The organism is Tateyamaria omphalii, assembly GCF_014651375.1.
Classification (GTDB): domain Bacteria; phylum Pseudomonadota; class Alphaproteobacteria; order Rhodobacterales; family Rhodobacteraceae; genus Tateyamaria; species Tateyamaria omphalii.
The window spans coordinates 646,179-668,520 of record NZ_BMWT01000003.1; the positions used below are offsets into that span (position 1 = coordinate 646,179).

General features: G+C 58.1%; 17 protein-coding genes. 4 read left to right on the forward strand and 13 right to left on the reverse strand.

Translation table 11 applies throughout. From position 1 onward, the window contains the following. Nucleotides 1-144: 144 nt before the first annotated feature. The 8 genes from IE087_RS13950 to IE087_RS13985 form a co-directional block, all read right to left on the reverse strand. Nucleotides 145-819, reverse strand: coding sequence for an orotate phosphoribosyltransferase (locus tag IE087_RS13950; RefSeq protein ID WP_189369943.1), 675 nt, complete (start codon nucleotides 817-819; stop codon nucleotides 145-147). A 75-nt stretch (nucleotides 820-894) separates the two neighbouring features. Next, nucleotides 895-1,926 (reverse strand): dihydroorotase, encoded by a 1,032-nt coding sequence (pyrC, locus tag IE087_RS13955; RefSeq protein ID WP_189369944.1) that lies wholly within the window; start codon nucleotides 1,924-1,926, stop codon nucleotides 895-897. 33 nt (nucleotides 1,927-1,959) lie between these two features. Then, on the reverse strand, nucleotides 1,960-2,910 hold the full coding sequence (locus IE087_RS13960; RefSeq protein WP_189369945.1) for a phosphoadenosine phosphosulfate reductase: 951 nt from the start codon (nucleotides 2,908-2,910) through the stop codon (nucleotides 1,960-1,962). 88 nt (nucleotides 2,911-2,998) lie between these two features. Further along, on the reverse strand, nucleotides 2,999-4,045 hold the full coding sequence (locus IE087_RS13965) for a glycosyltransferase family 2 protein (RefSeq protein WP_189369946.1): 1,047 nt from the start codon (nucleotides 4,043-4,045) through the stop codon (nucleotides 2,999-3,001). Further along, the gene (locus tag IE087_RS13970) at nucleotides 4,042-4,743 is read right to left on the reverse strand and encodes an FkbM family methyltransferase (protein ID WP_189369947.1); all 702 of its coding nucleotides are present in this window, start codon (nucleotides 4,741-4,743) and stop codon (nucleotides 4,042-4,044) included. Before IE087_RS13970 ends, IE087_RS13965 begins: the two co-directional genes overlap by 4 nt. 1 nt (nucleotide 4,744) lies before the next feature. Further along, complete coding sequence (locus IE087_RS13975; protein ID WP_189369948.1) at nucleotides 4,745-7,117, reverse strand: glycosyltransferase family 2 protein; 2,373 nt, start codon at nucleotides 7,115-7,117, stop codon at nucleotides 4,745-4,747. Continuing rightward, entirely contained in the window at nucleotides 7,117-7,743 is a 627-nt protein-coding gene (locus IE087_RS13980; protein ID WP_189369949.1) for a sulfotransferase, read from the reverse strand. The genes IE087_RS13975 and IE087_RS13980 overlap by 1 nt, the downstream gene beginning before the upstream one ends. Further along, nucleotides 7,740-8,768 carry a glycosyltransferase family 2 protein gene (locus IE087_RS13985; protein ID WP_189369950.1) on the reverse strand — a complete coding sequence of 343 codons (1,029 nt, stop codon included), beginning with the start codon at nucleotides 8,766-8,768 and terminating at the stop codon, nucleotides 7,740-7,742. The genes IE087_RS13980 and IE087_RS13985 overlap by 4 nt, the downstream gene beginning before the upstream one ends. Before the next feature lie 192 nt (nucleotides 8,769-8,960). Here IE087_RS13985 and IE087_RS13990 point away from each other — a divergent pair, with 192 nt between their 5' ends. The 3 genes from IE087_RS13990 to IE087_RS14000 are packed head-to-tail and all read left to right on the forward strand — an operon-like array spanning nucleotide 8,961 to nucleotide 11,665. Continuing rightward, nucleotides 8,961-9,869 carry an AAA family ATPase gene (locus IE087_RS13990; RefSeq protein WP_189369998.1) on the forward strand — a complete coding sequence of 303 codons (909 nt, stop codon included), beginning with the start codon at nucleotides 8,961-8,963 and terminating at the stop codon, nucleotides 9,867-9,869. Between the two features lie 4 nt (nucleotides 9,870-9,873). Then, nucleotides 9,874-10,419, forward strand: a complete 546-nt coding sequence (locus tag IE087_RS13995; protein WP_189369951.1) for a P-loop NTPase family protein — start codon at nucleotides 9,874-9,876, stop codon at nucleotides 10,417-10,419. Then, entirely contained in the window at nucleotides 10,412-11,665 is a 1,254-nt protein-coding gene (locus IE087_RS14000) for a vWA domain-containing protein (protein WP_189369952.1), read from the forward strand. The genes IE087_RS13995 and IE087_RS14000 overlap by 8 nt, the downstream gene beginning before the upstream one ends. 46 nt (nucleotides 11,666-11,711) lie before the next feature. On the opposite strand, the gene purL is transcribed toward IE087_RS14000, so the two are convergent. The 5 genes from purL to IE087_RS14025 form a co-directional block, all read right to left on the reverse strand. Beyond that, nucleotides 11,712-13,871, reverse strand: coding sequence for a phosphoribosylformylglycinamidine synthase subunit PurL (purL, locus tag IE087_RS14005; protein WP_189369953.1), 2,160 nt, complete (start codon nucleotides 13,869-13,871; stop codon nucleotides 11,712-11,714). A 295-nt stretch (nucleotides 13,872-14,166) separates the two neighbouring features. Further along, nucleotides 14,167-15,528 carry a hypothetical protein gene (locus IE087_RS14010; RefSeq protein WP_189369954.1) on the reverse strand — a complete coding sequence of 454 codons (1,362 nt, stop codon included), beginning with the start codon at nucleotides 15,526-15,528 and terminating at the stop codon, nucleotides 14,167-14,169. Nucleotides 15,529-16,111: 583 nt separating this feature from the next. After that, nucleotides 16,112-16,567 (reverse strand): hypothetical protein, encoded by a 456-nt coding sequence (locus IE087_RS14015; protein WP_189369955.1) that lies wholly within the window; start codon nucleotides 16,565-16,567, stop codon nucleotides 16,112-16,114. Nucleotides 16,568-16,651: 84 nt separating this feature from the next. Then, entirely contained in the window at nucleotides 16,652-18,949 is a 2,298-nt protein-coding gene (locus IE087_RS14020; protein WP_189369956.1) for a mechanosensitive ion channel family protein, read from the reverse strand. A gap of 232 nt (nucleotides 18,950-19,181) precedes the next feature. Then, a complete protein-coding gene (locus tag IE087_RS14025) occupies nucleotides 19,182-20,087 on the reverse strand; it encodes a LysR family transcriptional regulator (protein WP_189369957.1) in 906 nt (301 codons plus the stop codon). 170 nt (nucleotides 20,088-20,257) lie between these two features. Between IE087_RS14025 and IE087_RS14030 the strand changes: the two genes are divergently transcribed. Next, a partial coding sequence (locus tag IE087_RS14030; protein ID WP_189369958.1) for an indolepyruvate ferredoxin oxidoreductase family protein occupies nucleotides 20,258-22,342 on the forward strand: 2,085 nt, incomplete at its 3' end.

Below are 22,342 nucleotides of genomic sequence, written 5' to 3' on the forward strand. Positions count from 1 at the left end.
CACTTTCCCACATATGGCAATGGCGTCTTGTACGCATACCACATCTGCGCAGTGCCATGCAAAAGAATCATGGTTTTGCACACTGTTCCACAGCCAGAAGCCGGGTGGAAAAAGCGCAAACGGAGCCGTATCGGCGAAGTTCCGTTACGTCCGGGCGGCCTGCCACGCGCGCGGGTCGTTCAGGAACGCCTCGACACCGTCCAAAGTTGCGGCGTCGAATGCGCCGGATGCCTTGGCCTCGGACAATACATCCCACCACGTGCACAGGTGATGCAGCGCTACGCCATGATCGCCGAGCGTCTTCTCGGTCTCGGGGAAAATGCCGTAGTAGAAAATGACGGCTGTGTGTGCGCAGGTGGCTCCGGCATCGCGGATCGCATCCACAAAGCTGAGTTTCGATCCGCCGTCCGTCGTCAGATCCTCGACCAACAGGACGCGCTGGCCATCGGTCATGTCGCCTTCGATCCGGGCGCCTTTGCCATATCCCTTGGGTTTCTTGCGCACATAGGTCATGGGCAGCGCCATGCGTTCGGCCACAAAGGCGGCAAAGGGAATTCCTGCAGTCTCTCCGCCCGCGATGTTGTCGAATGCCTCAAATCCCGCATTGCGCATGACGGTCACCGTCAGAAAATCCATCAATGTCGACCGGATGCGCGGGTAAGAGATCAGCTTGCGGCAGTCGATATAGGTCGGGCTTGGCAGTCCGGAGGCCAAGGTGAACGGCTCGGCCGCGTTGAAATGCACCGCCTTGATTTCCAGAAGCATGCGGGCCGTCAGGCGGGCCATTTCTTCGGATGTCGGATAGCTTGTTGGGATCATGGCGTTTTGCTTTCGGGCTGGGTGCTGCGTGGAGAGGGCGGGAGCCTCCGGCGGGGATTTTTTGAAACAGGGAAGTTACTGGACGGACCACATCAGATCAAAGCCGGGATCAAAGACGGTGACGGGGCCTTCGTCTGTGTCCACGTGGCTGGGCAGTGTTGGTGCGGACTTGACCAGCGTGACCGTGCCTTTGTTGATCGGTAGGCCATAGAATTTGGGTCCGTTTCGTGACGTGAAGGCTTCCAGCCGATCCAGTGCGCTCTCTTCTTCGAAGACCTGCGCAAGGATTGGCAGTGTGTTGGGGGCAGTGAAGCAGCCGGCGCAGCCGCAGGGCAGTAGCTTGTTCGCATCCGTGTGCGGTGCGCTGTCCGTGCCCAGAAAAAACCGTGCCTCGCCGCTGGTGGCAGCGGCCCGCAGGGCAAGCCTGTGTTCCTCGCGTTTGGCAACAGGCAAACAATAGTAGTGCGGCTTGATCCCACCGGCGAGGATGTGGTTGCGGTTGATAACAAGGTGGTGCGTGGTGATGGTCGCACCAAGACTGTCATCCTGTGCGCGGGCGTAGTCGACCGCGTTCGACGTGGTGATATGTTCCATCACGACGCGCAAACCGGGTGTGGCACGGCGGATCGGGTCAAGAACCCGGTCAATGAACACCGCCTCGCGGTCAAAGATGTCGATGTCGTGGTCGGTCACTTCCCCATGCACACACAGGGGCAGGCCAATCTCGGCCATGCGCTCCAGCACCGGGCGTATGTTGTCGAAGTTGGTCACACCCGAGGCGGAGTTGGTGGTCGCGCCTGCAGGATACAGTTTGACGGCTTTGACCAGCCCGCTCTGATGTGCGGCAGTCACGTCGTCTGCATCCGTATCCTCGGTCAGATACAGCGTCATCAACGGATCAAAGTCCATGCCGTCGGGCAGGGCGGACAGAATGCGATCGCGATAGGCCGCGGCCTGATCCCCTGTGACAACCGGGGGCACGAGGTTGGGCATGATGATGGCACGGGCAAAGTCGCGTGCGGTCCAAGGCAACACGGCGCGCATCATTGCGCCATCGCGCAAGTGCAGATGCCAATCGTCAGGGCGGGCAATGGTCAATGAAGTCATGCGCCGCCGTTAACATGGGCGCAGGGCCGGTTTCTAGTCCCCGTCGTCGCTGGGGAATTGTCGGCGCGCTTCGATCTCGGCCAGACGGCGCTGGAAACGTGGGGCGCGCTTCATGCGCTCCACGACATTGCGCGCCATCATATAGGTCAGATCAATCCGTTCATCACGGTCCAGCGCGGCCATGACCCTGCGCAAATAGCCCGGATAAGTGCGCCGGGCACGATAGACCTTGGCAAATTGCAAATCGTCCAATGCACCTTCGGCGGCCATTTCCAGAAGGTCCGGCAGCACATTCATGTTGACCAGATCGCTCTGGATTGCATCGCCCATGTTGCGCAGCTGGTACTGAGTGACACCTGCGCGGGTAAACAGCGCTGCGTGCATGGCATCCAGCCGTTCAACAGGGTCATACAGGACGTAAGCCTGTGCACAGGCGTCCAGCATGTCCGGTGCATAACCGTAGCGCGACGTGAAATCAGTGCGCCGCATCTCGATGAACCGATCATCCCATTCCGTCACGCGCGGGTCCAGCGTGGCCTGCGGCTGAATGAGAAGCACATGCGACCCAGGTGCAGCCACGGAGTAGGCCGCTGCGGCGTACCCACAAGGCCCCGCACCGTAAAACAGTATGGATTCGAAGTCGTCAAAAAAACCATCGTCGATCATCTGATCAAACAAGGCAATCACGTGCCTGTCGCGAAACCAGGTATCACCGTCCGAGGCGATACACAGATGTGACCAATCGTTGTCGCGTACCATCGACCAACCCAGCGGCTCGGCGCGGTCAGACAATGCGCGCATGCCCTGTACCGATTCGAACGTCACCACCAACGTTTCGCCTCGCCGAATATGGGCAGCAAAGTGCTTGCGCCCAAGCTGTCGAAAGAAGCCTTGTTTTTCAACGGTTTGTGCCAGACGGGACAGCCACTCGGCTTTCGGAAGATCAGCCAGATCCGACTCGAACGGAATCTCTTGGTCCTGCATTGCTCTATCCTCATATCCCGCATTTGAACCACGGGTTGAGGAACGGGGTACTGCCGCAATGGGGCAAAAATGGGGAAAATTTGAGTGACTATTGCGCCGAACGACGCGCAAGGTTCGCGTATCGCACCATAAATTGTGCAGCCTTTTGCGGCACCGGCCGTGACGGCGGCGTCATCAACAGACGGCCAAACAGGGCGCGAAATGGTTCTTGCTGCATCAATTCGTCAAACCGGGATTTGCGCCAGGCAACGGCACTTTCGTGCAGTTCTGCCACGATTGCGTCGGACTTGAGTTCCGTGAGATAAACATCGCGCTGCTCTGTATAGCGGCCAATGGACCGGTCTTCCTCTACGCTGAAATTCCGTTCGACCCAGTAGTCGATATCGAGCATGTCATCCGCGTGCACGGCGCGGCCTCTGTCCGCCTTCAAAACGTAGCTTTCCATGGACCCAAGAGGGTAGTGGTTAAGCTGCGCCAACCCGTAATTCGACTGACCAAAGTTCGAAAACAGCCGGCGGGTCTTGAACAAGTCCGGCAGTAAGCGCCCGTGCCCATCAAACCACCGCGCCTGCGCAATCTTGCGGTCATCCACATCGCGTGGCCGGTGCACGCCCGGTTTGCGATAGGTGCCATCATTCGCATAGAGCGTTTTGAACATGGACGCGCGCCATGGCCAGTACAGGATCTCAGGCGCGGCCTTCGGAAACATATCCGTAACCGGTTGGTCCAGATATCGAACCTGGCCATTATTGCCGAACAATCGCCATGTCAGTGTGATCGCTGTGGCTTCGGGCAGGGCCGCATGAAGTGCGGCCAGCGTTCCGTCGCCGGTGTGGATATTGACAAACTCATCTATATCGAGCGGCAAAATCCAATCCGCTGTCTTGACCTGCTCCATCTTTGCAGCGGCTCTCAGTGCCGTGAATTGAATGCCTCCATTGTCGTAAGGGCCTTCATTCCGCACATGGGTCAGCCGGCCAAGCGCGGCCAGCCGATCCAGCATGGTGTCGGTGCCATCATCACAATCGTTTGAAAAGACAAGGAAATCGTCAAACCCGACAGCGCGGTGATGGGCAAGCCACTCCAACAGGAACGCGGCCTCATTCCGGACAGTCAACAGCGCAAGATGCGTCACCGGAGCGGCCAAGCCCTGCGGAATGTCACCACTTTCTGGGTCGACAGCTTGGGGTAATAGGCCAGGCCAGCTGCCATCAACGCCCCAAAAACCGCATTCACACCCTCGGGACCAATCCATTGCGGATGCAGTTCAATGACGGCGGCCCGCAGGGTGCTCAGGTCCATCTCCGGCAGCAACTCCGCTTCACTGCCTTCGATATCGCAGACCAGAACTGTCGGTTTGATCGCCTTGGTCTGTTGACCTGCATTCACCACGTCCACGGTCTCAGTCCGCAGGATGCCTTCGCCATTTGTCTCTTCGACAGACGACGCCAGGATGTTGCCACGTACGTGGAAGTCCTTGGTGCCCTTGCGTTTGCCCAATATGGCGTGGTTTACCGTTGCGTTCTCGACACCATTGGCGGCATGCACCCGGCGGATGTAATCAGCCAACATGCCGTTGGCTTCGTAGACATGAACGTGCGCCGCCTTGCTTTTCTTGGCCACAAGGGTCGAGATGAAACCAACCCCACCGCCCAATTCCAAAACGATGTCGTCCGGCTGGATGATGCGCAAAACAGCATCACCCTCCTTGTTCTCATAAAGACCGCGCCGCAAGTTTCCCGCAAGACGCGGCTTCAGCACATCTGTATCACGTGGAAACAGCAACCCGCGCGGGGTTGTGATCACGTCATTCTCGATCCGTGCACCATCCATCTCAACTCTCCATGTCGAGGGCGAGGGCATACGCCACCCGCTCTGTCTCGGTCAGTTTGACCTTGAGGGCCTGATCATACAGGTCTTGGAACTCCGGATTGGCGTGGAGTTCATCCGCCTTGGTCCGATGCCACGTCAGACCAAATTCGTGCCACTTGCGCAGCTCCGCATCCTGCATCAACGTTTCGTATTCGGAGCGCATACGCGGCAGGTTTCGTTTGATTGTGATGTCACGGTAGTCAGACCAATCCATGCGAATCCAATAGTTGATCCCGATGGATCGATCCACGTGCAGCGCGCGGCCGCGTTGCCGCTTGATCAAAAAACTCTCAGCAGACCGCAACGCATAGTGATTGAGCTGCAGCAAGTCATACCCGATCGACTTTTTCGAACTTCTCCATCCGTTTTCGGCCGCTTCACTGGTCATATCCTTGCCCGAGCCATTCACCCAACGCACCTTCTTGGCAAATTGGGGGTCCAGCTTGTTCGGCCGGTGGCAGCTGATCTTTTCGTAAGCACCGATGTTCTTGAACATCGTTTTGAAGCCCCAGACTGTGTGCGGTTTCGGGCAGAATTTCGGGGCACAGTGATCGAACTGATCAATCACGAACTCGTCCTTCAACTCCGTCACACCGTTGTGGCCAAACAGGCGCCACGTCATGGCAACATTCGTGGCATCGGGGACGGCGTCAAAGAAATCCTGCAACGTCCCATTGCCCGTGCGCACATTCATGAACTCATCTACATCGATGTGGATGATCCAGTCGGCGTTCTTGATCAGCGGTTCTTTCAGGGATTGGTTCAACGCATACTGTTGGGGCGAATTGCCCTTCCAATTGTCATTATTGCGGTGCTGGATCACGCCCATATCTTGCAGACGGTCCAGAATCTCGCTTGTCCCATCCTCACAGCCATTGGTGTAGATCAGGAAATTATCGACCCCCATGGCGCGGTGGTAGGCAACCCATTCGACGATGTAAGGCGCCTCGTTCTTCATGCAGCCGACAATGACATTGCCAGTTGATCCCTTGGGTAGATCGCGCTTGCCCAAGGGCGTGTAAGCAGCTGCCAGTTCCTCTTCGTTGACGGCGCCCAACTTGTTGTGCGGTGCAAAGGACGACGTGCGCAATTTTTCAAAGTTCTGCACCGCCAGCGGTGGCATCAATGCGCGGGCCGTGTCGGTCAGGCCATCGTTCGGTAATGGGTTCGGCTCCGCCGGTGTTGGGGCAGGGGTGCCGTTTAGGCGGGCCAGATCAGCCGCTTTGGTCTTGCGTTCTTCCTGTGTCGCCTTGTCAATGCGCCACAGGAAGCCCAACAGGTATTGCGAAGCGCGGAAACCGCGCGTCGGATCGGCTTCCTCCCACGCTTTCGTTGCCCGCGGTGCCTTGAACAGGTCAGCAGGCAGGTCATGCGCCTTTGCAATGGCGGCGTTTTGCTTGGTGAAAGTTTTGGAAATGGTGGACAGCGATGCAGGATCGATAGGATCGCCGTCCACCTTGATCTCATTCACAAAGGATCGCCAAAGCTGCCGGGGCAGAATGCGTTTTTTGGTGGCGAGCACTTGTAGGATCAGGTCGTTCAACTGGCGCCCGCGCGCCAACCACGCCGCAGATGGTTCCGCAGGCACAGTGGCTTTCGCGGCTTTTCCAATGGTTTGTTTGACTTCAAAGGCAGCGCGGATTTCATCCGTGACCGTTTCGGCGGCAAACCCCTCGGCGTCATAGCCCCGGAACGTCACAGCACCTTCGCCAAATACTGCGTTCCAGTGTTTTTCCAACGCGCTATAGTCCAGCCAACATGGTGCGGCCTGGTTTTCAATGAAAGACCCGGCTTGGGGGTTGATCTTGGGGGCCTTCGCCAGGGCGTCAGACCACCATGTCTTGCTGCCCGCCAGTTGCAGTTCCTGATCGAGAGACGCACCGCGCCCCTCCATGATCTGCTCGCGATAGTGGCGGGCCAGCAGGCGTGCAGGCTCGTCAATATGCGCGATGACACGGATGTCGTCCGACAGCGGTGTCAGCAAGGCTTTCAACCGCTCCAGCTCTGACCGGGACACGAGGCTGACGCCCAGTTGCGATGCCGACAGGATCAGGTGATCGGGCGAAAACTGCGCGACTTCCTTGGCCAGATCAGCAGCGACCGCGTCATGTAGCACCTTTTGCTTGTCACCGGTGATGTAACCGCGGTTGTACCGCAAAGGGTCCACATGCGCGGCTTCCGTCACTGCCATGTAGAGCCTTGTGTGGTTCTTGTTGCCGGGGCTGCGCGCATACAACACACCCTTGCTGATCATCTGGTCCCGCTTGGCGGCCAGCACGTTCTGCAGGCGGTCTGCACCCACCTGTTCCAACCCGATATGCAGGTGGATTCGCATCAGGCAACCTCGTTCAACTTGTTCACGTTGGTCTTACCCCACCAATTCACCGGCATCTCAATGAAACCACTGATCAGGTCTTTTGCTTCGGGGTCGGCTACGTCGTATTCCAGAAAATCATCATCATCCCGAAAAATCGCGCGCAGATGGGCATAATGCGCTTCGATCCACTGCATCCGTTGGATGCTCGTCTCGCCAAACCCCTCCGGTAGGCCGGGTATGTTGTTGGCGGGCAGGCGCGACGTGCCCAGATCGGACCACGCCAGCATGGATTGCGACATCTCGAAAGGATCACGGTTCGATGCAAGAAACTTGACGCCGGGATTGTGTTCGCGGATCGCCATGATCAGCCCGAAATCCATTTGCGGCCACAGGGACCGTCCTGCGCGCAGCACGCTCATCTCAGAGATCGCGTCGAAGTCGGCAAAGTACGCCCCCGGGTCCCCTGTCTCGAAATATCCTCGATACAAAAGGTCGGCGACAAATTCGTTGTGCAACTGCGTGTTCTTGGTTTGACGCGGCCGCACGCGATGGTCCGCAACATGCAGCCCCGCGCGGCGCAAGGCACGGGCCAGAGTCGTGGTGCCAGTCTTGGGCAGGCCAAGGTTCACAACACGCAAACTCATGCCGCGGGCTCCATCAATCCCAGATCGATCAGCATCGCCTCTTCCTGCGGCGGTAGGGTCGAGGCGGCATGTAACTGTGCCTGCATCGCCTGATACTCCGGCTTAGCCAGCAATTCGTCCCGCTTGGCGATGTGCCGCTGCACGCAGTCGTTGTGCAGGGCCTTGATTTCCTTGTCTTTCTTTAGCTCGTCCAACGCCTTTTTCAGATCAGGCAAATAGCGCTGAATGCTCTTGTCTTCCCAGGCGGGGTCATTCCGCTCGCGCCAGTAGGTATCGTCAAAGGCACGGTTTTCGCGGTTCACATCACCCCGATCATTCTTGACCAGATAGCTGTCGAGGCTGCGCAGCGCATAGTGGTTGAGCGTTGCGAATACCCGCGCCCCATGGGCAGGAAAGCGGCGAATGCGGCGTGGATTGGCGGCGACAAGGAATTTGTGCGGCACCTTGCGACCCGATCCATCGGTCCACGCGGGCTTGGCCTTGCCCTTCTGAAAGGGGCGATGCGCGCCGTAGTACTGCAAGGGAAAATCGTGGCGCACCAGCGACTTGACCTCGATTGCAGCCTCACCACACCACAGGTCCGGATTGTGCGAGCGGTGGAACTGCCCAATCACCGGCGCGTCGACAAACGTGTCCACGCCATCATTGGCAAAGAACTGGAATGTGACCGAAATCGCCTGCGGATCCCCACAAGCCTCGATCAGGGCCGGGATTGTGTGATCGCCGACATGGATGTTCATAAACTCGTCTACGTCCGCAACCCAGACCCAGTCCGCCTCGGTCACGATGTCCTGACGGCGCGCATCCTTCAGCGCCTCCATCTGGTAGTTCCGCCCCTCTGCCGGGTTTGGCAAATGCTGGCACAACCCACGATCGGCCAAGGCGTCCAGCAGGGTATCGGTCCCATCGGAACAATCATTGGAATAGAACAGATGATCGGTCACCCCGATCAGGCGATTGAAGGCAATCCACTCCAACAGAAACGGGCCCTCGTTTTTCACGCAGGTCACAGCCGTAATGCGCATCAAACGCCAGCCTTTCGTGATCGGGTCATTGCCCACCGCCTCTGTTCCGGGTCCCCGTATCTATGCCGCGAACCTCATTCTTATCCCGTTAACACCATGCCATTTCTCGCGAATCCCGTCAACGCACAGGACTTTAGGAGGCCTTGACGACACCGCCCAGCGATGCAGTTTGGACGCAAGGAAGGAAACCCGATGCACACACCCACCTCCATTGACGCCGTCCAGACGATGCTGGCCGACCAAGGCTATGTCTGTGACCGCGCACTCGGGACCGTCGTGTTCCTCAGCCTGTCGCTTGGCCGCCCTCTGTTCCTGGAAGGCGAAGCAGGTGTCGGCAAAACCGAAATCGCCAAGGCACTGGCAGCCGCACTGGGCCGTCGCCTGATCCGGCTGCAATGCTACGAAGGGCTTGATGCGTCCTCGGCCGTCTACGAATGGAACTTCCCGGCACAGATGGTCGCGATCCGCACGGCGGAAGCATCCGGCGGGGCCGACCGCAAGGCACTGCAAACCGAGCTTTTCTCGGATGATTACCTGATCGAACGCCCGCTACTCGATGCTATGCGACCCGATGAAAACGGTGCACCTGTCCTCTTGATAGACGAACTGGACCGCACGGATGAACCTTTCGAGGCCTTCCTGCTCGAAGCGCTCTCGGACTTTCAGGTCACGATCCCCGAGCTGGGCACGATCAAGGCCCCGGAACCACCCATCGTCATCCTCACCTCCAACCGCACGCGCGAAGTGCACGACGCGCTCAAACGCCGTTGCCTCTATCACTGGGTCGACTACCCCAATTTCGACCGCGAGATGGAAATCCTGAACGCTCGCGCCCCTGAAGCGGCCGCAGAACTCAGCCGCGAGGTGGTGGCGTTTGTTCAACGCCTCCGGACCGAGGATCTGTTCAAGAAACCCGGCGTCGCCGAAACCATCGACTGGGCCAAATGCCTGCTGGCGCTCGATGTGTTGACACTCAGCCCCGAGGTCATAGCAGACACGCTCGGCGCCATCCTCAAGTACCAGGACGACATCCAGAAACTCCAAGGCTCCGAAGCCAAACGCCTGCTGGACGAGGCCAAGGCATCGCTGGAACCAGCATGATCTGATGGCCGTCGCACCCGTGATCCATATTGGTGGCTGGCCTGGCGCGGGTAAGAAAGCCATTGGGCAGCGGGTTGCCAACCGCTTGGGCGGGAGACTGATCCACAATCACCTGATGCTGGATGCCGCGCGGGCACTCTATGCGCGCGATACGCTGGAAAGCATCGCCATGCGCGAAGAGGTCCGAAGCCTCATCCTCGACCATGCGCGTCGGTTGCCAAACGATGTGCCCATTGTCCTGACCGATGCTCTGGCGGATGAACCGGCTGCGAAACCGCTTTTCCAACCCACGCTTGATCTTGCGCGCGACCGAAACGCGCCGTTGCATCTGTTTGTGTTGGACCTGTCGATTGACGAAAACCAACGTCGTCTGTCGGACCCATCTCGGGCAGGGGGTGACAAGCTAACGGATGGTGACGTGCTGAAAACCATTCGAAGCCGGGACAAGCTGTTTATTCCGGCTGCTGCAACCGTACTGGATGTCACGAACCTGTCTGCTGACAGCGCGGCAGACAAGATTTGTACGCATCTGGAGCGTCCACATGCCTGAATACGCCCCGCTCGAACTCCCCGAAAACCCGAAGCTCGCGGGCAACATCACCCATTTCGCCCGCGCCTTGCGCCGCGCTGGCCTACCTATCGGCACGGGCCGGGTGATGGATGCCATCACTGCCGTCACCAAGGCGGGTTTTACCGAGAAGCGCGACTTTTACTGGACGCTCCATGCCTGCTTTGTCTCAAAGCCGGAACACCGTGCGGTCTTTGCCCAGATTTTCCGCCTCTACTGGCGCGACCCACGCTATCTCGAACATATGATGGCTGCGATGCTGCCTGCAGTGCGTGGTGTGCAGGAAGACCGAGGCGGGCAAGCCGCCGAAAAACGCGCGGCCGAGGCACTGCTTGACGGCGCAGGCGACGACATCGACCTGCCCGACATGGAAGAGGGCGGGACCGAGATCGAAATCGACGCCTCGCTCACCATGAGCAACGAAGAACAGCTCAAATCCCTCGATTTCGAGCAGATGAGCACGGAAGAAATGGCGCAGGCCAAGGCCATGCTGGCCCGCATGGCCTTGCCGGTCGATCCCATGCCGACGCGCCGCACACGCGCTGCGGGGTTGGGCCGTGTCGATCCTGCCCGTACTTTGCGCGCAGCGATGCGCCAGGGCGGAGAGATGCGCGACCTGAAATGGAAAACGCCCAGGGTCCGCTATCCGAACCTCGTGGCGCTTTGCGACATCTCCGGGTCCATGAGCCAGTATTCCCGCGTCGTGCTTCACTTTTTACATGCGGTGGCGAATGCAAAAGGCGCAGGCTGGGCCAAGGTTCACGCCTTCACCTTCGGCACGCGGCTGACAAACATCACGCGGCATCTGGCACAGCGCGACGTGGATGCGGCGCTGCAAGCCGCCGGGGCAGAAGCGCAGGATTGGGAAGGCGGCACGCGGATTGGGTCGTGCCTTGAAACGTTCAATCGCGACTGGTCCCGCCGCGTATTGGGGCAGGGCGCCGTGGTTCTGCTGATCACCGACGGCCTTGACCGTGACGACCCGGATGCGTTGGCAAAACAGATGGAGCGCCTGCACTTGTCGGCGCAACGCCTGATATGGATCAACCCATTGTTAAGGTGGGAGGATTTCGCGCCGCGCGCCCGGGGCATCGCGGCAATGCTGCCCCATGTGGACAGCTTCCGCGCCGGCCACTCAATCGCGTCCATAGAAGAGCTGGCGCGCGTCATCTCTATCCGCGACGATGTCGGCGATCGCGACCGCTTGCTTCAGATGATCACGGCCTGATCCGGGTAAAGATTTTTCGTACGAAAAATCTCGCAATCATCCCCCGTCAGGCGAAAGTATCGGCAAAGCTGTTGCGATAGATGTCCGACAAGTCCGACAGCGGGGCCGAGCTGTTGCCCATCCACACCGTGTCGCCCGAGAACTTGCCAACAGAAACGATAGGCACACCTGCCTTGCCCGCAGCGATCATCAATGCTTCGGCTTTGTCAAAGGAACAGGCTACCAAGTAGCGCGCCTGATCTTCGCCAAAGAAGCTGCCCATCTCACTGGCGTCGACCCATACGCCGACATTTGCTGCCTCTGCCAGTTCAAAGGCGGCAAGGGCGAGGCCCCCGTCACTCAAATCGGTGCAGGCATTAATCAAGTGTCTGTTTTCACGAATGAAATCGCCATTCCGCTTCTCGGCATCAAGATCCACATGTGGCGCGTCCCCGTCGGTACGTCCAAACACTTCCGCAAGGATTGCCGACTGGCCCAGATGCCCACCGCAGTCCCCGACCAGCAAGGCCACATGGCCCTCGCGCACGTCGCCCCCGATGATGTTGTCGGGGTGGTCGATCAGCCCAACTGCCCCGATGGTGGGGGTGGGCAGAATGCCGGTGCCGTCTGTTTCGTTGTAGAGCGACACGTTGCCCGACACGATGGGCATGTCGAGCGCTTTGCAAGCCTGACCAATTCCATCGAGCGCAGCTACAAATTGCCCCATGATCTCGGGCTTTTCGGGGTTGCCGAAATTCAGATTGTCTGTTGTGGCCAATGGCTTGGCGCCCACCGCTGTCAGGTTTCGATATGCTTCGGCGACTGCCTGTTTGCCACCCTCTACGGGGTTGGCCTTGACGTAGCGAGGGGTGACGTCCGACGTGAAGGCAAGGGACTTGTCAGTGCCATGCACCCGCATGATCCCGGCCCCCAGACCCGGCGTACGGGCGGTGTCGGCCATGACCATCGTGTCATATTGTTCAAAGACCCACTGCTTCGCGGCGTAGTTGGGGCTGGCCAGCAGCGCCTTGAGGCCGTCGATAGGGTCGATGCTTGGGATGTCCCCGAGGGGACCAGCCTCTGGGGTGGGTTCCCAAGGGCGGTCATATTCCGGCGCCTCGGAGGCGAGTTTGGACAGCGGCAGGTCGGCTTTGACCTCGCCGTCGTGTTCGATCAGGAAGCGGTCTTCGGGAAGCGTTTCACCCACGATGGCAAAGTCCAGATCCCATTTATCGAACACGGCCTTGGCCTCTGCCTCCAGTTCCGGTTTCAGAACCATGAGCATGCGTTCCTGGGACTCGGACAGCATCATCTCGTAGGCGGTCATGTTCTCTTCGCGCACAGGCACATCGTTGAGGTTCAGTTTGACGCCAAGCCCACCCTTGTCGCCCATTTCGACGGCGGAGCAGGTTAGACCTGCGGCCCCCATGTCCTGGATCGAGATCACGGCGCCGGTCTGCATCAGCTCCAGCGTCGCTTCCATCAGGCGCTTTTCGGTGAACGGGTCGCCGACCTGTACGGTAGGTCGCTTTTCCTCGATCGTGTCGTCAAACTCGGCGGAGGCCATGGTTGCTCCGCCCACGCCGTCGCGGCCGGTCTTGGCTCCGAGGTATACGACCGGCATTCCGACGCCGGACGCGGCGGAGTAGAAAATTTTGTCGGCGTCTGCGAGACCTGCTGCAAAGGCATTCACGAGGCAGTTGCCGTTGTAGGCTGGGTCGAACCGCACTTCTCCGCCCGCGCAAGGCACACCAAAGGCGTTGCCGTAGCCGCCGATGCCTTCGACCACACCATGCACAAGCTGGCGGGTTTTAGGGTGATCGGGTTCACCGAAGGACAGCGCGTTCATCGACGCAATCGGGCGGGCACCCATGGTGAAGACGTCACGCAAGATGCCGCCCACACCGGTGGCGGCACCCTGGTATGGTTCGATGTAGCTGGGGTGGTTGTGGCTTTCCATTTTGAAGACCACGGCCTGACCGTCCCCGATATCAACAACGCCTGCATTCTCACCAGGACCACAGATCACCTGAGGGCCGGTGGTGGGCAGTTTCTTGAGGTGGATCTTGGAGGATTTGTACGAGCAGTGTTCGTTCCACATGGCCGAAAAAATGCCGAGCTCGGTAAAGGTAGGCTCGCGTCCGATGATCTCGAGGATGCGCTCGTATTCGTCGGGTTTGAGCCCGTGACTTGCGATCAGATCTTCGGTGATTTTCGGTTCTGGCATGTGGTGTCCCCCGGCTTTGGACTGCTCTTTAGAGCAGGTACGGGGCAGGGGAAAGGGTTTGTCCCCGCGGGGACAGCCTGTTCGCTGCGTTTACGGTAATTTCATCGCTTTTTGATCGTTCAGAGGGATCAGTTGCTTAGTTCACCGTGCGGTCGCTTTGGTGGAATTTAACACTTTTTCGGCAGGCTGGGCCACGACCGGATGCGGTCGCTGTGAGCATAAATGACTATGTTAGCTTTGCGGGTGTTTTGCCTGTAGTGGCGAGGGCGCCGCCATCGGCGCCCTCACGATTCACTTATCCAAAAAGCTCGTCTATCGGAGGGTTGGCAACGTTAAAGTCAGTCGCCACGATGTCGATCAAGTGGTCGGTTTCCCTATGATTGCGGGCAGATTGGATGTCGACGAATTTGCTCGAACCTGCCGCGGCATTTGTAATTTCATAGGTGTGCTGCAAAGACTCGAAGTAATTTACATCACCGATTGCCGCGTGCATGCCGTATGATACCGTCGTACCGGGTGCGTATTTTCCGCCATCAACGGTGTAGGTTTCGCGGACCTCATTGCCAACCGAAAAGGATCGTTCTGTTTTGGTGCCGCCGCCGCTTTCAGTTGAAGCCTCAGCGCCAACTGTGATGTCGACGCCAACTCCAAATGGAGTGCCACCAACTTTGACCGATCCGTTGATGGCAAGCTTATCGTTCCACTTGAATTCCTCAGACGTGGTAATCGTTTCGTTTGCTCGAGTGACCCACGTTGTCGAACTTTCACCCTGACCTGTAAGGGCCGTTGTAGACTTGGATGTAGGAACCAGTTTCTTGACATCGGTTGATGTGACTTCTCGGAACGTCGTCCCCTGCCAAGGCGAGAAGCCGACATACTTGTACTGATCAACGATACCGTCGTTGTTGAGGTCAAGGTTTTGCGAGTTGGTGATGTTCATGTCGTTGTAGTACGTGTCGGACACATCAGAGTAGAAGATGTTTCCGGTGATGCTCGCAAAGGAATTCACCTTTACCGATCCGCCATTGTATTGTGGTGTTTGGTCTTGCACCATGGAAGCGAACCTGTTGTCCAATATGAGTTGCTCGCCAATGGTTCTGGCCTGACCTTCACCGAACTCGGTTTGAACAGTGTCACTCTGTTCAGATGTCGCAAGCGCAGCCAGTTCTGCATCGCTGGCACGTCCATGTATGCGAGCTTCGATTTCTGCGCCAAAATCGCCCTCAGATGCCGAGCCAAATGTTGTGTAGTAAGCCGCCTCCGCCAGTTCCTCGATGAGTGTTTGGCGCAGCTCTTCGCCTGTCAGTGCGTCATTTACAAAGATTTTGCCATCTTTGGTGGCAAGGCCAGCAAGAGCCGCACCATCTGCCGTCTCAAGGTTCTCGACCGCGTTGAGGTCGACACTGTGGCCCAGCAAGGCCTGTGCGTCTTCGATCGTTGATATGTTCGATGTTTGGATTGAATTGATGGAGCCAATCGCCTCGGACAGATTTTCAGTTTGCTCTTCTGTCAGCTCGGAGATGTCATGTTTGCGCACGCTCAGCGCAGCGTCAAACGCTGCAGCAGCATCTGCTGCTTGTGTTGGTATCAGCGTTGTGGGTTCGGGATGGAATTTGAATTCGTCATCTGGTGCGAGCAAGAGTTTGTCTAGTGCCACGATGGTGTTCCTTTCAAATGTTTTCCAATCCGACAGCGGATTTGTCATCGGATACGTTACAAAGCTATTGGTTGAATTTAGTCGGACAATTGACAGCAATTGGACCAGCAACTCATTGCGAACACGGCATAATTATGTTGAATGGCTTGTGATAATCTATGGTTGAAATCATGTAAGTCATTGGTTTCGCTTGCAACCGGTTGCAGCGAAAATCTTCCGACATTGATTGGAAACCAATGTGGTGCAAGCGCAACGTTGCTGGAATGCGATACATTGGGATGATCGCTTGACAAGATTATGGCGACGGCTTGCCATTTTGAAATGGCGCGCAAGTCTTAGCTTGCCAAAGTTAGGCCGGCTTGATGGTGTTGAATGCGCTGTCTGGTTCCCTGGGTTTCAACGTTTGATCGGACATCAAACCCTTTACGGTGTTTGTTCCAGTAGAAAGCGCCCCTCCGGCTTTGGGTCGTGTCCTGAAAGCAGGTCAAGAGCCGCAGGTGTTCCGCTTGGGGCGCTCTCGTGCGCCGCGCCAATCAAGTTTCATCATAACTGGATGGGCAGACACACTATGTTTCCCAAAAACTCAGTTCAGGAGCAAAATCGTGACGGTGCCATCACCATCGGATGAAGATGACCTCGCCTTGTTTCTGAGGCGTTGAGTGGCTGCATCAATGACGATATTCCCGTCACGTAGGCTGAGTTTGTCTGTCTTTGTCGTGACGACGACGTCCTTGCTACGAAGACGGAAAATAGAGCCGGCCCGCGGTATGAGGAACAGCCGCGTGCGATCTTGGTAGATACGTAGGCCATTGGTTAGTCCCACAAAGTCGCCATCTGAAGAATAGACGCGAATGCCACTTTTGCCATCGATGGCGGCGATGTCTGAAGGGCTGAGGGTGGCTTGCGCAACAGTGGCTGTGAGGCCGAAGGTTAGCGCGGCGAGAGTCGATTTAACAAGTGTCACAACAGGCTCCTTTTTGATGCTGTTGCCCATCAAATGGTCGCGGGTTTCCCTAAGGAAAGATGTTGTCACGAGCACGTGTCGATCACCCTATTCCACCACACCGGAATGCGATGTTACGTGACTGAATAGAGTTCGTTTTCCTATTTCCAGGCCAACGATTCAGTCTCCCGGCTTCTCCGCCGCAGGGGCTTGATCGGTCACCTCTTGCGCGGCTTGCGTCGCGGCTGCGGCGATCGTGGCCTTGTCCTGTTCTGTCAGTTTGTCCTGCTCATCAAGGCCGGGAAGGGCCACGCGGACCTCGCGGCGGGCAAAGTCGATGCCGGCCTCTTCGAACTTCTTGTTCACGCGGGTGAGCAACTCTTTGCGGATGGTGAACTGGGTGCCGGGTTTGGCCATGAACTTGCCGCGCATGACGATGCCCACGTCGTCAAATTCCAGCACGCCCTGTGATTTGAAGGGCTGCAGGAAGTCTTCTTTGAACAGCGGGTCCTCCATCATCTCGGCCCCAATGGTCTTGAAGATCTTTTTGACCTTGTTGGGATCAGTGCCGAAAGGGACGGTGAACCGCAGTTTCATGATCACCCAGTCGCGGCTGTAATTGGTGATCTTGGGGATCTCGCCGTAGGGCAGGGTGTGCACAGGGCCGCGGTGATGGCGCAGTTGCATCGAACGGATCGAGATTTTTTCGACCGTGCCCATGGTGCCGTCGACTTCGACATACTCGCCGGTGCGGAACGCATCGTCGACCAGGAAGAAGATGCCGGACACAACATCCGTGACCAGCTTCTGTGCGCCGAAACCGATGGCCAGACCCACGATACCGGCACCGGCCAGAAGCGGTGTCGTGTCGACGCCGACATTGCTGAGCCCCAGAAGCAAGAAGAGAACGACAATTGAGGCGCGGCTGACACCGAGAATGAGAGGCAGAACCGTAGACAGGCGAGAGCCGCCCGCGCCGCCGCCATCGCCGCCCCCCATTTCCTCGTTTTCCGGATCATAACCCGAGGCCGTCATTTCCGCCGCGAGCTTGCGGTTTATGACCAGCGACACAACTTCGTAGACCAGATAGCCGAACGAGATGATCATAAGGAACTCGATCAGATGCACGGCAAAGCGTTCGCCCACGCCGGCGGTGGCAATCCGTTCGGGGGACATGCCCCAGAAGCCGGCAATCGCAAGCAACACGATGCCAAACACGATCACACGGCCAATCCGGATATAAGAGCGCTTGGTCGCGTAGTATGCCCGCTCGGCTATGGCACCCTCGCCCGTCATGGGTGGTACGAGGTGCCGAACAAGGCCGCGAATGGCGGTGTCCATGGCCGGCGCAAACATCAAGAGCCCCATGGTTTTGTAGTGCGGGGCCGAGCCGAGCAAGGCGAAGTTGCCCGTGCTGGCGACTACGTTGACAACCCACCACGTGCCCAAGGCCACGAAGATCGCGAAATAGGGATAGGCGCGGGCAATCCAGTCTTCGGTTGGGCTGACATCCGGATCCGAGCCGCGCATCATCTGCACGCAGGGGTCCCAATATCTCCACACGATCAGCGCGGCATAAAGATGCACTGACAGGTTGATCCAGAAGCCGATCCGCGTTTCGCCCGGGGCCACGCCGTTGGCGGCGTTAAAGGGGATGATAACAGCCCCAAGCCCGATCAGCAGGCAGAACCAGAACATGTGAAATGTCATCGCGCGCGCTGTTTCGGTTGTGCCGTGCACAAGACGGTAGGCGGGTGCGGTGGGCGCCATGAGAAATCGGACAACGGCGACGCCCATGCGTGGCAGGCCAATCAACCACGGACCCACCAGCGACAGAAATGGATGGTAGTAGGCGGGAACGATCAGCCGATTGATCAAAGCTGCGGCGACCAGGAACACTGCAACGGCGCCAACCTCTCCGACCAGCCGTTTTCCAAGCGGCTGAAGCGCATCCCTGAGACCGGGGGCGTCCCCGGCAACCTCGGGCAGGACCAGCCAAGGTCGGACGACCCTGCGGAAAACAATTTCGACAACGAGCGCCCCGGCGAACACCAGGATGAAGTACCCCGCCAGGTTAAGTAAGCCGTTGGTGCCAACGAAATTGGCGAAGTTGGAAAAGGCTTTGCCTTGTTCGGAAAACAGGATGGGCAGACGTTGGACCGCTGCAGTCACGGATGAAAACGCACCGGTGGTCACAGTCTCGAGGAACCCTTCAAGTTCTTCGTCGGCATCTTCAGGTGACACGGCGGGTGGTGCGTTGATCTGGTCTAGCAGCAGAACGCGCACCTCGGCATCACTGAGCCGTGAGATAAGGGCGTTCACCGCTTCTTCGGTCAGTGGGTCGGGCAGCTCCGGGACTGTTTCACTGGAAGATGAACTGCCGCCCGTGACGGACAAACCTTGCGCGGATGCGCCAACAGCAATGGACAATGAGAAAGCGAACACAATTGTCCGCAGCAGGACATTCATCAAAAACATGGGCCCCCCGGCGCAAAGTCTTTTTCTCCGGCATGACCGGAAAAGGGATTCGTTGCAACGTGGCGATAAAAAAAGGCCGAGCGCGAAGCTCGGCCAAGTCCAACAGGGAGGTATGAAGATAGCGCGATATGCGCCGTGTCTCTTCAATAGGCGAGGTAGGGATGCAGTTGCCCCCGATCAAGGCACTTTCTGCATGGGTGATGGCATGGCTGCTATGCGTTTCGCGCATATCTCAAGTTTTTTCTTTTTGCCTCAGCATCTTACGGTATGCGATGATTTCTTCTTGTACAAAGTCACGGAAAGCGGCAATCCGCTTGGAGGCCCGCAACTCTTCCGGATATGCTAAAAAAACGGGCACATCCGCGGATTCAATTTCAGGCAAGACTTGTATGAGTCGCGGGTCATCCAACGAGACATAGTCGGGAAGGATGCCAAGCCCGAGATCTTGCAACACACCTTGCAACACACCGTAATAATTGTTCACGGTGAGCAGCGACTGCACTTCATAGGTCAGAAGGTGCTGAACGAGGTTGCTGCCAGCCCCCACCTGGGCCGAGTTGACGTTCTGGCAGATCAGCCTGTGATACATCAGATCATCGAGGCTTTCAGGCGTGCCTTTGGCATCCAGATAGGTTTGGGTGGCAAAAAGCTGCATCTTGACCGTCATCAGGCGCTTGCGGATCAGGTCGGCCTGGCTGGGTTCTTTCATGCGGATGGCGACGTCGGCTTCGCGCATGGGCAGGTCGAGCACGCGCTCTTCGAGCATGAGGTCGACGCGCAGGTCGGGGTATTGTTCGTAAAGTTTGACCAGGCGCGGGGCGAGCCAGAGCGTGCCAAAGCCAATGGTGGTCGTCACGCGCAGGTCGCCAAACACTTCTTCTTCGCTGTCGCGGATGCGGGCGCTTGCCGTATCGAGCCGCTTGTTCATGGCCGTTGTGGCGTCGAACAGCAATTCGCCCTGTTCCGTCAGGATCAGCCCACGCGCGTGGCGGTGAAACAGGGTGGCATTCAGCGATTCTTCGAGCCCGCGGATCTGCCGGGACACGGCGGATTGGCTGAGATTCAGCTTGTCACCCGCATGTGTGAGGCTGCCCGCGTCCGCGACCGCGTGAAATATCCGTAACTTATCCCAGTCCATTCGCACCACTTTCGTAACGTTTGCGCTACCGTATCCGAAATTGTCTTTTTTCACATCGCTTCAATGACCGGAACCGGAAACACGAGAAGAATTTTCTGGTAAGGTCAGAGTATGTGACCTATTATTCAACTGAGAATATGCAAGACTGATCACGGCAGGGGAGGCCAGCGATGAGCACGCAGAAGATTTCCTTGAACGACCGCTACGATCTTGAAAAGAGACCCGTTTTGCTGAACGGCACTCAGGCGCTTGTTCGCCTGATGCTGATGCAGAAGGTGCGGGATACCGCCGCGGGGCTAAACACCGCCGGTCTGGTGACGGGATATCGCGGGTCTCCGCTTGGGGCCGTGGACATGCAGATGACGCGGGCGCTGAAGCAGCTTGCCGCGCATGACGTGACATTCCAACCGGGTTTGAACGAGGATTTGGCAGCAACTGCCCTATGGGGTGCGCAGCAGGCCGAGTTGCGGGGCGAGGGCAAGTTCGATGGTGTCTATGGTCTGTGGTACGGCAAGGGGCCGGGGGTAGACCGCTCTGGCGACGCGTTCAAACACGCCAATATGGCGGGATCGTCGAAACATGGTGGTGTGCTGGTTGCCATGGGGGACGACCACACCGGTGAAAGCTCAACCGTGTTGCACCAGTCCGAATGGGCGCTGATTGATGCCTACATGCCTGTTGTCTCTCCGGCAGGTGTGCAGGAGATCATGGATTATGGTGTCTACGGATGGGCGTTGAGCCGGTTTTCGGGGCTGTGGGTTGGCCTGAAGACCATGAAGGACACGGTGGAGGCCACCAGCGTGGTGGATGGCGACCCGCACCGCATGACGATCAAGGTGCCGGACTACCAACTGCCCGAGGGCGGGTTGAACATTCGTCTGATCGACACGCCGACGGACCAAGAAACGCGGATGATTGACCACAAACGCTTTGCGGCAGAGGCGTTTTCGCGCGCCAATCGCATGGACAAGCGCATGTGGGGCAAGCCTGGGGCCAAGATTGGCTTTGTCGCGGCGGGTAAGAACTGGCTGGACCTGGTCCATGCGCTGAACCTGCTGAACATCGATGAGAACGAGGCCGAGCGGCTGGGGATTACGACCTACAAGGTTGGGCAGACCTTTCCGCTGGACATGCAGGGGTTCCATGACTGGGCCGAGGGGCTCGATCTGATTGTCGTGGTCGAGGAAAAGCGCAAGCTGATCGAGGTGCAGATCAAGGAGGCGATCTTTGACGACCGGCGGGGGCGGCGCGTTTACGGCTGGTACAAGGGCGGCGCCGGTGGCCTGCACCGCGAAGAGCTGTTTCCCACCCGCGGGGCGCTGGACCCGATCCTGATTGCTGAGAAGCTGGGTGGCATCCTCATTGAGGAAGGCCGCAATACTGATGGGATAAAGGCGGGTCTGGTCAAGCTGGACGAGGCGCGCCGGTCCGACAATGCCGAGGATATCGCGGCCCGCTTGCCCTATTTCTGTTCGGGCTGTCCGCACAATTCATCGACCAAGGTGCCCGAGGGCTCGCGTGCCTATGCTGGCATCGGTTGTCACTACATGGTGCAATGGATGGACCGCGAGACCATCGGGTACACCCATATGGGGGCCGAAGGAGCGAACTGGATCGGCGAGGCGCCGTTTTCGACCCGTGACCATGTGTTTCAGAACATCGGCGATGGCACCTACAACCACTCGGGCGTGCAGGCCATTCGCGCGGCTTTGGCCGCGGGTACGAACATCACCTACAAGATCCTGTACAATGACGCTGTTGCCATGACCGGCGGACAGGGGAACGAGGGTGGCCTTGATCCCTATAGGATCGTTGATGAAGTCCGGGCTATGGGCTGTGAGCATGTGGCCGTGGTTTATGACGAAAAGGAAGACGTGGATGTGTCGCGTTTTCCGTCCGGCGTTCCGACCCATGAGCGGGCGGAGCTGCCGGTAGTGCAGGAACGCTTTGCCAAGACCGAGGGTGTGAGCGTTATCGTCTATGTGCAGACATGCGCAGCCGAGAAGCGGCGGCGGCGCAAGCGCGGGACGTTTCCGGACATCGACAAGCGCGTCTTCATCAACACGGATGTGTGCGAGGGCTGTGGCGATTGCGGGGTGCAGTCGAACTGTGTGTCCATCGTGCCGAAAGAGACCGAGTTGGGTCGAAAGCGGGCGATTGACCAGTCGTCCTGCAACAAGGATTTTTCCTGCCTCAAAGGGTTCTGCCCCAGCTTCGTGACACTGGAAGGCGCGCAGGTGAAGAAGGCGGCGACC

Excerpts from the sequence above, each read along its gene's own strand:
- IE087_RS13950 (WP_189369943.1), bottom strand. The coding sequence starts at position 819 with ATGATCCCAACAAGCTATCCGACATCCGAAGAAATGGCCCGCCTGACG.
- pyrC (WP_189369944.1), bottom strand. The coding sequence starts at position 1,926 with ATGACTTCATTGACCATTGCCCGCCCTGACGATTGGCATCTGCACTTG.
- IE087_RS13960 (WP_189369945.1), bottom strand. The coding sequence starts at position 2,910 with ATGCAGGACCAAGAGATTCCGTTCGAGTCGGATCTGGCTGATCTTCCG.
- IE087_RS13970 (WP_189369947.1), bottom strand. The coding sequence starts at position 4,743 with ATGGATGGTGCACGGATCGAGAATGACGTGATCACAACCCCGCGCGGG.
- IE087_RS13975 (WP_189369948.1), bottom strand. The coding sequence starts at position 7,117 with ATGCGAATCCACCTGCATATCGGGTTGGAACAGGTGGGTGCAGACCGC.
- IE087_RS13980 (WP_189369949.1), bottom strand. The coding sequence starts at position 7,743 with ATGAGTTTGCGTGTTGTGAACCTTGGCCTGCCCAAGACTGGCACCACG.
- IE087_RS13985 (WP_189369950.1), bottom strand. The coding sequence starts at position 8,768 with ATGCGCATTACGGCTGTGACCTGCGTGAAAAACGAGGGCCCGTTTCTG.
- IE087_RS13990 (WP_189369998.1), top strand. The coding sequence starts at position 8,961 with ATGCACACACCCACCTCCATTGACGCCGTCCAGACGATGCTGGCCGAC.
- IE087_RS13995 (WP_189369951.1), top strand. The coding sequence starts at position 9,874 with ATGGCCGTCGCACCCGTGATCCATATTGGTGGCTGGCCTGGCGCGGGT.
- IE087_RS14000 (WP_189369952.1), top strand. The coding sequence starts at position 10,412 with ATGCCTGAATACGCCCCGCTCGAACTCCCCGAAAACCCGAAGCTCGCG.
- purL (WP_189369953.1), bottom strand. The coding sequence starts at position 13,871 with ATGCCAGAACCGAAAATCACCGAAGATCTGATCGCAAGTCACGGGCTC.
- IE087_RS14020 (WP_189369956.1), bottom strand. The coding sequence starts at position 18,949 with ATGTTTTTGATGAATGTCCTGCTGCGGACAATTGTGTTCGCTTTCTCA.
- IE087_RS14025 (WP_189369957.1), bottom strand. The coding sequence starts at position 20,087 with ATGGACTGGGATAAGTTACGGATATTTCACGCGGTCGCGGACGCGGGC.